Source organism: Terrimicrobium sacchariphilum (genome assembly GCF_001613545.1).
Lineage (GTDB): Bacteria > Verrucomicrobiota > Verrucomicrobiia > Chthoniobacterales > Terrimicrobiaceae > Terrimicrobium > Terrimicrobium sacchariphilum.
The window spans coordinates 2023386-2034945 of record NZ_BDCO01000002.1; the positions used below are offsets into that span (position 1 = coordinate 2023386).

12 protein-coding genes and 1 pseudogene are annotated in these 11560 nt (G+C 56.5%); all 13 read left to right on the forward strand.

Annotated elements, in window-relative coordinates; genetic code table 11:
* The first annotated feature begins 206 nt into the window (after window positions 1-206).
* The 13 genes and pseudogenes from TSACC_RS09530 to ku all read left to right on the forward strand — a co-directional run bounded on the left by TSACC_RS09530 (window position 207) and on the right by ku (window position 11559).
* Window positions 207-1220 carry an SDR family NAD(P)-dependent oxidoreductase gene (locus TSACC_RS09530; protein ID WP_075079085.1) on the forward strand — a complete coding sequence of 338 codons (1014 nt, stop codon included), beginning with the start codon at window positions 207-209 and terminating at the stop codon, window positions 1218-1220.
* Between the two features lie 69 nt (window positions 1221-1289).
* On the forward strand, window positions 1290-2447 hold the full coding sequence (locus TSACC_RS09535) for a zinc-dependent alcohol dehydrogenase (RefSeq protein ID WP_075079086.1): 1158 nt from the start codon (window positions 1290-1292) through the stop codon (window positions 2445-2447).
* Between the two features lie 32 nt (window positions 2448-2479).
* Window positions 2480-3170, forward strand: a pseudogene (locus TSACC_RS09540) (DUF6766 family protein).
* Window positions 3171-3196: 26 nt separating this feature from the next.
* Window positions 3197-3787 (forward strand): UdgX family uracil-DNA binding protein, encoded by a 591-nt coding sequence (locus TSACC_RS22720; protein ID WP_202815941.1) that lies wholly within the window; start codon window positions 3197-3199, stop codon window positions 3785-3787.
* A gap of 194 nt (window positions 3788-3981) precedes the next feature.
* Window positions 3982-4773, forward strand: a complete 792-nt coding sequence (locus TSACC_RS09550; protein ID WP_237763930.1) for an SDR family oxidoreductase — start codon at window positions 3982-3984, stop codon at window positions 4771-4773.
* A gap of 42 nt (window positions 4774-4815) precedes the next feature.
* On the forward strand, window positions 4816-5082 hold the full coding sequence (locus tag TSACC_RS09555) for a hypothetical protein (RefSeq protein ID WP_075079089.1): 267 nt from the start codon (window positions 4816-4818) through the stop codon (window positions 5080-5082).
* On the forward strand, window positions 5079-5597 hold the full coding sequence (locus TSACC_RS09560; RefSeq protein WP_075079090.1) for a hypothetical protein: 519 nt from the start codon (window positions 5079-5081) through the stop codon (window positions 5595-5597). The genes TSACC_RS09555 and TSACC_RS09560 overlap by 4 nt, the downstream gene beginning before the upstream one ends.
* A 12-nt stretch (window positions 5598-5609) precedes the next feature.
* Entirely contained in the window at window positions 5610-6446 is an 837-nt protein-coding gene (locus TSACC_RS09565) for a DUF72 domain-containing protein (protein WP_075079091.1), read from the forward strand.
* Between the two features lie 291 nt (window positions 6447-6737).
* Complete coding sequence (locus TSACC_RS09570; protein ID WP_084400346.1) at window positions 6738-7850, forward strand: DNA topoisomerase IB; 1113 nt, start codon at window positions 6738-6740, stop codon at window positions 7848-7850.
* A gap of 56 nt (window positions 7851-7906) precedes the next feature.
* On the forward strand, window positions 7907-8251 hold the full coding sequence (locus TSACC_RS09575) for a hypothetical protein (RefSeq protein WP_153811371.1): 345 nt from the start codon (window positions 7907-7909) through the stop codon (window positions 8249-8251).
* Window positions 8252-8320: 69 nt separating this feature from the next.
* Entirely contained in the window at window positions 8321-9274 is a 954-nt protein-coding gene (locus TSACC_RS09580; RefSeq protein ID WP_084400347.1) for a YihY/virulence factor BrkB family protein, read from the forward strand.
* 2 nt (window positions 9275-9276) lie between these two features.
* Window positions 9277-10656, forward strand: coding sequence for a family 1 glycosylhydrolase (locus tag TSACC_RS09585; RefSeq protein ID WP_075079094.1), 1380 nt, complete (start codon window positions 9277-9279; stop codon window positions 10654-10656).
* Window positions 10657-10728: 72 nt separating this feature from the next.
* Entirely contained in the window at window positions 10729-11559 is an 831-nt protein-coding gene (gene ku, locus TSACC_RS09590; RefSeq protein WP_075079095.1) for a non-homologous end joining protein Ku, read from the forward strand.
* Window position 11560 lies beyond the last annotated feature (1 nt).

The window sequence follows — 11560 nt, forward strand, 5'->3', positions numbered from 1 at the left end:
CACTGGAGGATCGACTTGATTCTGCGCGCTGGATGGCATGAATCCGGCATCCGAGGAGTGGATCAGGGAGGCTTCGTACTTCTCTGCGGTATCTCTGCCACAGGGCTTGGTGTAACGCGGCAGACTTGCCCCTCATGGCTTGCTCAGCCTGTCCCCTGAGGTCAATCGGGTGCGGCGTTGCGATAAATGCTCAAACATACTCGCATATGAACAAAAGATGGATTGTTGCCGGAGCCGGGCTGGTTGCTGCGCTAAGCGTGGGAGGGATGATCTCGCGCCGAAAGCGGGTGGGGCAGTTTCAAGGCCGTGTAGTTGTCATCACTGGAGGGTCTCGCGGCCTCGGTTTGGCTCTCGCTCGGGAGTTCGGAACGCGAGGGGCTCTTGTTGCTCTGGTCGCCCGCGATGAGGCGGAGCTGAATCGGGCACGGGCGGACTTGTCTGAAAGGGGGATTCGTTGTGCGATCTATGTTTGTGATCTTGGGTCAGCTGATCCGATCAGGGCAACCGTCGAGGCAATCATTTCGGATCACGGAAAGATCGATGCTGTCGTCAACAATGCAGGGATGATGCTGGTGGCTCCATTTGATCTGGCCGATGACCAGGATTTCAAGATCGCTATGGATCTTCATTTTTGGGCGCCATATCACATGATCAAGGCTGCGTTGCCGCATCTGCGGAAATCCCAATGTCCCCGGATCGTGAATATTTCATCGATCGGCGGTCATGTTGCCGTGCCGCATATGGCGCCCTATGCCGCCAGCAAGTTTGCCCTCGTCGGGTTTTCGGATGCGTTGCGGGCGGAACTTGCTTCCGAAGGCATTCGAGTGACGACCGTAGCTCCTGGGCTGATGCGCACGGGCTCTCATGTAAATGCCTTGTTCAAGGGCGATACCGCAGGCGAGTACGCCTGGTTTGCCACCAGCGCTTCCCTGCCTGCGCTTTCAGTAAGTGCATCGCGGGCGGCCAGGCAGATCGTCGATGCCGCTGCCACAGGGCGGGGGGAGTTGACCGTTGGCTTTGCGGCAAAAAATGCGCGCATCTTTCAGGGACTTCTGCCTCGGGCTGTCTCCGTATTTGCCGCCATGGCCGACCGCATGCTGCCACATCCGTCGCGGACTGCTTCTCACGCCCCTGAGACCGGACGGGAAAGCCGAAGTAGCCGCCTGCCTCGCGCTTTTACCTGGTTGGCGGACCGGGCCATTCCGCGCTATAATGAATAGCTAAGCGGGCGCTCTGAGCCCTTCATCGGGGAGCATCTCTTCGGTAGGCGGGTTGCGATCCTTCTGACCATGAGAGCCGTCGTCTACCACAGCCCCAAGGACATGCGAGTCGACACTGTCGGCGATCCGATTATCGAAGATTCGCGTGATATCATTCTGCGCGTTACCTCTACGGCGATCTGCGGATCCGACCTCCACATCTATAATGGATTTATTCCCCAGACGAAGCCTCTGGTAATGGGGCATGAGTTCATGGGGGTGGTGGAGGAGACTGGGGCGGCGATTTCCACCCTGAAGAAAGGCGATCGAGTTGTGGTGCCGTTTCCCGTCGCGTGTGGTGGCTGTTTCTTTTGCTCGCACGGGCTGCCGATCCACTGTGAGGAATCGAATCACAACACGTATGGTCCGGAGGGTGGACTGCTGAGCCAAAAGGGGGGAGCGCTTTTTGGATATACCGACCTTTACGGCGGCTACTCTGGAGGACAAGCCGAGTTTGTGCGGGTTCCCTATGCGGACTTTGGACCCAGAAAGGTTTCTGACCGCTTCAGTGACGATCAGGTGCTCTTCTTGACGGATATTTTTCCCACGGGATTTTCCGGAGTGGAGTGGGCGGGAGTTCAGGGAGGAGAAACTGTGGCAGTATTTGGCTGTGGCCCAGTGGGATTGATGGCTCAAAAATGTGCTTACGTCCGGGGAGCCAGACAGGTCATTGCGATCGATATTCAGCCCTACCGGCTGGAGGCTGCCCGACGCACCACCGGTGCTACCGTGGTGAACTCCAAGGAAGTGGATCCTGTCGATGCGATTCGATCACTTACCGAGGGCCGCGGTGCGGACGTCTGCATTGATGCTGTGGGCATGGAGGCGGATCGTACGCTTTGGGACAAGGTGAAAAACATCGCGCATCTCGAGGCAGGTAGTACGTCCGCCCTTCGCCAATGCTTTAGCGCGGTGCGCCGCGGCGGTTCAGTGTCGATCCTGGGAGTTTATGGAATGGCGTATGATAATTTTCCTCTAGGCCAGATTTTTGACAAGGGGATCACGGTGCATTCCGGGCAGGCTCCGGTACATAGATATATTGATGAACTGATCCAGTGGCTGGACGAGGATCGGATCAGGCTGGATGATATCATCAGCCATCGGCTTCCACTTAACGAGGCGCCCCGCGCTTACGAGATCTTCAATGAAAAAAAGGACGACTGTGTAAAGGTTGTCCTGCAGCCATGAGGGAGTGACTCATGAAGGTTGGGCATGTCTAGATGTCATCTTCTGCTCCAACGCCTCGTCATTTAGCCTTTTTCCAGATCATTCGGGACAACGGCTTGTCCTTGGTTTTGGCCCTGATTTTCCTGGGTGCGATCGCTGGACAGGCGATGGTCGGGTGGAAGGATGCCAACGAAGAGAATCGGCTGCACCACGAGCCGGCGGTCAGCCTCGGAACCTATCTGGGAAGTGGAGATTTTGGGGAAGCTGTCTTTGAAAATTGGGAGAGCGAGTTTCTTCAGATGGCAGTTTACGTTGTGTTGACCGCGTTTCTTTTTCAAAGAGGTTCGGCGGAATCCAAGGACCCCGATGCAAAAAAATCGGAGGTTGGGCAACAAGCGGGCGATGCATCCGTTCCACCAGTGGCTCGGGTGGGAGGGTGGTGGTCCCTGATCTACAGCCATTCTCTTTCTCTTGCGTTGGGGGGGGCTGTTTCGTCTGTCCTTTCTCGGACACGCTGTTTTTGGGATGAGGGCATTTAGTGACGAAGCAGCCGAGCATGGCCAGGCCGCGATATCCCTGTGGGCTTATATTGGCTCCTCCCGGTTTTGGTTTGAATCGCTTCAGAACTGGCAGAGTGAGTTTCTCGCGATCCTGACGCTCGTCGTGCTCTCGATCTGGTTGCGGGAGGCCGGTTCCCCCGAATCCAAGTCTGTATTCGCGTCTCATGCCGAAACGGGCAGATAGCTCTCAATGGTCCGCGCTACCCCTGGTTGCCGGAGTCTCGTAATCTTCTTCAACTCCGATCATCGGCCAGGGATTGTCAGGGTTGCCTGCTCTGGAGGAATGCGACGCAAACGGTCTTTGGCAGAGGAAGCGGCGATGCGAGATGGGTCTTCGTCGGAGAGCAGCCGGGAGATCAGGAGGATCAGAGGGGCGAACCCTTCGTCGGTCCTGCTGGTAAGCTGCTTCTCCGGGCTCTTGCTGATGCCGGGGTCGCCGAGTTGGAGTGCTATTTCACCAATGTTGTGAAACACTTCAAGTGGAAGCCGCGGGGCAAACGACGGATTCATCAAAAGCCTTCCGGGGGAGAAATAGCTGCCTGTCGGCCCTGGCTTCTTGCCGAGCTGGAGGCAATACGGCCACACGCGACCATCTGCTTGGGTGCGACTGCGGCGACCGCCGTCCTGGGACCCAATATCAAGGTTTTACGCGATCGCGGGAAAGAATTTGCCTCTTCGGGACACGGACGAACTTGGGTCACCGTCCATCCCGCGATGCTTCTCCGGATGCCGGATCGATCAAATGCGGAGGAGGAGTATCGGCATTTCGTGCGAGACATTCGGCGGGCGACCAACGGGTGATTTTGCCCGGCCAACGCTCGTCTGCCCCGGGTCGCCTGCGGGCTGATCGCGACATCAGGTGCGATACTGAGGCCGGGTATTCGGTCCCCTGCGAATCATACGATATGAAATCGACCATTTCCGATCCCAGAACCCTATACCCGCAGCCTCCGTATTCTCGCGAGAAGCAGCCGCCGCCGGGTAACGAAAGAGAAATGGTCCCGGAATCGGACCATGGTGAGGCGACCTACCAGGGACGCGGCCTGCTGACCGGGCGGAAGGCCCTGGTGACCGGTGCCGATAGCGGCATAGGTCGGGCTGTGGCTCTCGCTTTTGCCCGCGAAGGAGCAGATGTCGCGATAGGATATCACTCGGAGGACGGTGACGCTGAGGAAACAAAGCGGCTCGTCACCGCGGAGGGCCGGAGGGCTGTCCTCCTCCGTGGCGATCTCGGGGATCCCGCCGTCTGTGAGCATATTGCGGCCAAGGCGGTTGAGGAATTGGGAACGATCGATCTGCTGGTAAACAACGCCGCCTACCAGCGCAATTACGGGGCATTTGAAGACATCCCGGTCGATGAGTTCGAGGAGGCCTTTCGAGTCAATGTCTTTGCCATGTTTCGGCTTTGTAAGGCGCTCCTGCCGCAGATTCCTGCAGGTGGTTCTATCATAAACACGGCCTCCATACAGTCGTTTGACCCGAGTCCCGGCCTGATCGCTTACGCCGCCACCAAGGCAGCTATAGGCAGCTTCACCAGATCGTTGGCCAATCTTGCGATGTCTCGCGGGGTAAGAGTCAATGCTGTGGCCCCCGGCCCGGTCTGGACTCCGCTCATTCCAGCTACTCTGGATGCCGACAAGGTTGAGAACTTCGGAGCAAACACTGCCTTCAAACGCGCCGCGCAGCCGGCAGAGATGGCTCCGGTCTTTGTGTTTCTCGCGAGTCCTCTTGCCTCCTATGTGACCGGCGAGATCTATGGCGCCACGGGGGGGCAAATGCCCGTCTAGCCGGACGCCGACAATGAGTGATTCACCCTCAAATCGATCCCTATGAGTGAGCAACCTGTACCAATAGTTCTTTTTCCCACCACCCATGAGCAGGAAAACCCCACCTTCCATGTGGAGGCGTCGGTCGCGGACGCCTTTCTGGAGTTCTTGAAGGAGAAGGGGTTTTCAGCGTGGGAACCGCCGCAAAAAATCGAAAAAATCGGTCCTGATCACCGGCGGGTCATTGAGTTAAGGTTGGAACCAGAGACTTCTCAGGATAGCTTGGAAGACTTGCTCGGGCAGTTTCTTTCACTTCACAAGCTGACATGACTTCCCTTTCCGGAGCCATGCTGGGGTCGGTCGCGCTCGTGGTAGCCGGTTTGATTCTGGTATTCCTGGGGCGGCGATTGTTTTGGTTCTTTGTGGGTGTTGTCGGATTTGTTTTTGGATTTCGGTTCGGGTTAACTGTTTTTTCGGACTCCACGATGACTCTCGTACTGGCGGCCGCGGTTGGGGTGATAGCGGCGCTCCTTTCTGTTGTGTTAGAGAAGGTATTGATTGTGCTGACGGGGGCTGCGGCAGGCTGGCTGCTCTTTGCACGATTGGCAGAGATTCTCGGAGCCGGGCCACAGCTTACACCGATTTTGCCCATTGTCGGAGCAGTGCTTTTTGCGGTTGTGTCGCTCCTCGTCTTTGATGTCGCCCTGATCGTGATTTCCTCCTTGAGCGGCGCGGCTCTCGTGCTGGAACCATTTGCCTTGGTTGGAACGGTGGAACTGGTTCTCTTCGTCGCTCTAGCCGCAGTCGGCATTGCAACCCAGCTACGGACAAGGCCCCTTGATTAGCGTGGAAGAATCATGGGACGCGACCTGCGTATTGGCATATCCGGATGGACCTACGCCCCCTGGCGCGGCGTATTCTATCCCCCCGACTTGTCGCATTCGATGGAACTTGGCTACGCGAGTCGGCAGTTCAACTCGATCGAGATCAACGGAACGCACTATTCGTTGCAACGTCCCGAGGTCTTTCGCAGATGGTATGAGCAGACTCCGGAGGGATTTATCTTTAGCATCAAGGGCAGTCGGTACATTACCCATCTGCGGCGATTGAAGGACGTGGAGATTCCCCTGGCGAATTTTTTCGCTTCAGGGCTGCTCGGATTGAAGGAAAAGCTAGGGCCATTCTTGTGGCAGTTCCCTCCGAGTTTTCGATTTGATGCTGCGCTGATGAAGGCATTTCTGAGGCTCCTGCCGAAGACGACTTCATCAGCAGCCAAGCTTGCGTCGCGGCATGATGAAAAGGTCAAAGGAAGGGCGCTCCTGAAAGCGGGTGGAAATCGCCGTCTGCGGCACTGTCTAGAAATCCGGCACACCAGCTTTCTCGTTCCGGAGTTCTTCGACCTGCTGAGGAAACACCATATGGCGTTTGTTTTTGCGGATACTGCCGGGAGGTGGCCTTATGCGGAGGAACTCACCACGGACTTTGTCTATATCCGCCTTCACGGGGACAAGCAACTTTATGTCAGTGGCTATACGGCTGAAGCCTTGGAAAGCTGGGCAGGGCGCATTCGCTCATGGCGCTGTGGCGAACAGCCTGGAGCGAAAGGACGCGATATCTATGTCTATTTCGACAATGACGTTAAGGTTCGCGCGCCGTTCGATGCTCGCGAGCTTTATCGTCTGACGGCGGGTTGATGTCAGGTCCCTGGGGCGGGGCTGGATGAAGTTCGCTCTCGATGAATTCTTCTTGAGGCGCGTCCATATTGGATTTCTCCGTACGGGGTTCGTCAACCTTGTCTTCGTCTTGTTTCATATTGTGGCATCGGTCCGGATGGGTGGATCGGATGTTCCGGCAAAATCACCAGCCGAGAATCTGGGATGTGGGCCGGGTTGCCTATCGAGTTCTGCCCTCGGAATTACAACCAAGGCGGGACCCTGTCCCGAATCCACGAGGATGAGTAACCTCCCAATTCCTTGCTCGTGTAGATGATTAGCGCCACAGAAAATGTCGTATCTGTGCTCGATGCGTCCCAGAAGGCCCGGGTGATCTATTGTCTCGAGCATCAATCCGGCATTCGAAGGAAAAAGGCTGGCCGGGGGTTCTATTATTTAGCTCCAGGCGGTCAACGGGTGAGTGCGAAACGCGATCTCATACGGATAGAGTCCCTCCGCATCCCCCCGGCGTGGACCGAGGTATGGATTTCCGCGGACGCAAACACGCACCTGCAGGCAACCGGCAGGGACAGCAGGGGAAGAAAGCAGTATCTTTATCATACGGAATGGCGATCACACCGAGAGCAACTGAAGTTTCAAAGGCTTCTGACCTTTGCCCGGTTCCTGCCAGCGTTGCGACGAAAGGCGCGGACTCATGCGCGCCAGCCGGGAACTGGAAAGCAAAAGGTTCTCGCCGCCATCTGCAACCTCCTGGAGCGAACGCTTATCCGTGTGGGAAACGATGAATATGCCGAGCAGAACGGCTCATATGGACTAACCACGATGCGCAATCGACATGTCACGGTGCGTGGGCCATTGGTCCAGTTTTCCTTTCCTGGGAAGAGTGGCAAGCATCATGACATCGCGCTTCACGACCCCGTGCTGGCGCGAATCGTTGCCCAATGCCGGGACCTGCCAGGACGCGAACTCTTTGAATACAGCGACTCATCGGGTGAGATTCATGATGTCACAGCAGCTGATGTAAACAGGTACATTCAGGAGGTTTCAAAGGCGGAGTTCACAGCAAAGGACTTCCGCACATGGCATGGCACGGTTCTCGCCGCAAAGGTGCTCAGGGGGATGCCTCCCTTTCAAAGCGCTCGAGAGGCTTGTCGGAACCTCGTCTCTGCGGGACGCCGGGTCGCTGACAGGCTGGGAAATACCCTGGCAGTCTGCCGGAGATCCTACATCCATCCAGGGGTCTTCGAGAGCTATCTCGCTGGGGATTATACCGACATTTCGCCTGTCCCGATTTCCGGATTGCGCGAGTCGGAACGTTTTACTTATGCCCTTTTGCAGAAGTGGTACTCGAATCATGCGGCCCGAAAGCGGCCGCGCCAGTCAAATATCAGTCCACGTCAGCGGCGAAAGTCGAATCATAGCTGATGAAGGCTCTATCGAAACATGGCGGTTTTGGAGTCGCGCTCGTGGCCAGCGGGTTTGTGATTCTCGACACGATAGGAATATTGCTGACGGCCGCGATTGTCTGGAGCTTGACCGGGTTTCATTACTTGGAACTACAGCACTTATGGCAAAACAGCCCGCTTCCTTTGGCTGTATACGGGCTGTGGCTCGGGGGAGTGGCCGGAACGACTGCGGCAATCGTGGCGATTTTCGTTTTCGACTTTCGCGAGCGATGGTTCTGGCGATGCCTGATTGTCGCCAGTCTTGCATGGCTGGCGTTTCCTCCGATTCATGCTCTCCTGGGGCTGCTTGCCTTCTTTCTTTTATTACGCAGCAGGAGAGCCTTTCCGGTGAATCAATCCGCCGACGCGTCGAATTTTTAGGCTGATGTCCGGGTCAGGGGCTGCCCTGAGAACCTGAAAAGTTTGCGGGACGATCATTCACGGCTCCGAATGATAACGAACAGAGAAGGTTTACAGAGCACCCCCCATGAGCGGGTGGCAGGTCCTCCCGCGACGGTGTGGTCGATGCTGAAGGAAACTGTTCAGCAATGGACATCTGATAATGTCCCCACGCATGGGGCTGCTCTCGCCTACTACACGGTCTTTGCGATAGCGCCCCTCTTGTTGATCGCCATCAGCATCGCCGCAACGATCTTCGGAAACGAGGCCGCATCCGGGGAACTCTTTCGCATTCTGCGCGACTGGACCGGAGATTCTTCGGCGGCTTTTCTCCAGGACATGGTCAGGAACGGCAATTCGCATCCCGGGGCGGGACTGTTTTCTTCGATCGTTGGAGGGGTCGCTCTTGTTTTTGGGGCGTCGAGCGTCTTTGTACAATTGCAGACGAGCCTCAACCAGATTTGGCACGTCGAATCCCGGCAGCGGCAGGGTGTCTGGGCAATGGTAAGGAATCGCCTCATTTCCTTCGGTTTTGTGCTGGCATCCGGCTTTGTGCTGCTTTTTTCGCTTGTGGTTACGATCGGCATATCTTTCGCCGGCGACTTCTTTACAACGATGAGGGGGAGCTATGAGGCGGTTGCGCAGATCATCAATTCTGTGGTCTCGGTAGGAATCGTTACTGTGCTGTTCGCGCTGATTTACCGATATCTGCCGGAGGCGCAGATCGCCTGGCGGGATGTCTGGGTCGGTGCTTTGCTTACGGCGGTTCTGTTTACGATCGGGAAGTTCCTCGTGGGATTCTACCTGGGAAGGAGCGGAGTCGGTTCGGTCTTTGGAGCAGCTGGATCGCTCATTGTTTTTCTGGTGTGGGTGTTTTATTCGGCGCAGATCATCTTTTTCGGCGCCGAGTTTACGAAAGTCCATGCAATGAGAAACCGCGGTGCTTCCGGGAGTTTGCGTCAGCGAATGTCCGAGATGACTGCGAATACTGCGCAGCAAAGGTGAAAATGGTATCCCGACTCTTTACCCTGGGCGTTCTCGCTCTCCTGACAGGGTGTCTGGCGGGACCGAGGGGTCCCCGATATGACCCTGTCGGGCAACGTCCGGAAACGGTTCGCACGGGTCCTCATTTCTGGTGGGGTATTGGACAAAGTAACTTCCAGAACGAAGATCCAGGCGTGAAGCCCGGGCAGCCGGAATTCTTTCGGACCGATTGGGATGTCTTTGCCGACAAGGGACGGGTTCCTCCCAAGGAGAACGGGACTGATAGCTGGTCCAACTACGACAAGGACATCGTGGCGATGAAGCGCATCGGCGTCACTCATGCCCGGTTGGGCATTGAATGGGCTCGGGTCGAGCCCAAGCCGGGAGTATGGAATCAAAAGGCGCTGGACCAGTACGCAACGATGATCCGAAAGCTACGCGCTGCAGGTATTGAGCCTGTCGTGACGCTTTGGCATTTTACCATGCCAGACTGGCTGGTGAACGATTTTCACAGAGACAGCACCCGGTGGCTTCATCCGGACTTCCAGGAACACTGGAAACAATACGTGGACCGGGTGACCCGGCGCTTTGGTACCAGCGTATCGATTTATGTGCCGCAAAATGAGCCGAATAGCGATGTGAATCTCGGTTGGATCGCAGGGCAGTGGCCACCCGGGATTTGGTTGGATTTTCACAACAGAAACCGCGCCACCACTGCGAGCATCGAGGCTTTTCGGACTGCGGCGGACATCATACGTCGCAACGCTCCTCACGCGAAGGTGATAGCGATCGAGTCTCTGAACTATTTCGAGCGGTTCTTCCCCTATGATCCTACCGGCGCCTTTTTCCATGCCAGCCAGCGAGCGAACTTTGACCACCTCGACGGGGTCGCCGACAAATGCGACCTGATCGGCCTGAATTACTACTATACCGAAGTCGCGAGTCCCCTGACGGCCATGACGATGGGTAAGCGCAGCGGTCCAGGGATCACTCTGCTCGGCTGGAAGATCAAACCCGTCGGGCTGAGGCGCGAACTCAATCTTGTGTGGCACCGGTATCGCAAACCGATCGTGGTCTCGGAAAACGGTATCGCCACCGGCCATGATGTGAAACGGATCAAGTACCTGGTCGATCACCTGATTGAGATGGACCGCGCGAGAATGCTGGATGGCGTGGATGTGCGGGGATACTTTGCGTGGACCCTGGCCGACAATTACGAGTGGCAGTTCGGGTACAAGGGACCCTTCGGTCTCTCCAAGCTCAATGCGGACCGTACGGACTATATTTTGCGGCCGTCTGCCATGTTCTACAAAGGAATTATCGAGTCGCAGCAATATGCCGCTCGGCTGCGTAATGAGGATATCGCTCCCGATCACGTGGAGGCCATCAAAGAGGCCTGGTAAGGCCCCGCCGACGGATTCTTACGACCGGAGAAATCGTCGGAAGCGATTCCTGTAGATCACCTCGGGTATTCGATGAGAACGCTTTGGAAAGGAGCCATCACCTTTGGACTCGTGTCGATCCCAGTGTCGCTCTATCCGGCGACCCGGCGGGAGGAGTTGCGGTTTCGCATGCTGCGGAGGGCAGACCTGAGTCCGGTGAGCTTCAAGCGAGTGGCCGAGAGTGATGGCAAGGAAGTCCCCTGGGACCAGATCGTCAAGGGATACGAGTACGAGAAGGGGAAGTTTGTCGTGCTCAAGGAGGAGGACTTTGCCCGGGTCGATGTCGAGGCGACTCAGACTGTTGACATCATGAATTTTGTCCGAATGGATGAGGTCGACCCGCTTCTTTTTTACAAGCCGTATTACCTGGAGGTGGGCAAGGGCGGTGACAAGGCCTATGTGCTCCTTCGGGAAGCCATGGAAAAATCGGGCAAGATTGCCATCGCAAAAGTCGTCATCCGGGTCAGGCAGCATCTGGCCGCGATCAAGCCGCAAAAGGATGGATTGATCCTGGAACTCATGCATTTTCCCGATGAGCTTACGGACATCTCAAAATTCGCCGAGCCGAAGGAGCGAAAGATTGCCGCTGCGGAGATGAAGATGGCGCAGCAACTCATCGATAGCATGAGCGCAAAATGGGATCCATCGGAATACGTCGATGACTATCGCACTGCGTTGGAAAAGATGATCGAGGAGAAGGTCGAGAAAGGCGACAGCGCGAAACCTCCAAAGGCCCGCCGCCGACATCCGAAGAATGTCATCGATTTGGTCTCGGTCCTGAAGAAAAGCATCGAGGAGACGAGCGCCGCAAAGACCGGGAAGAAGCGGACTGGAAAAGGGAAGCCGCGTCGCAAAGCTGCGTAGC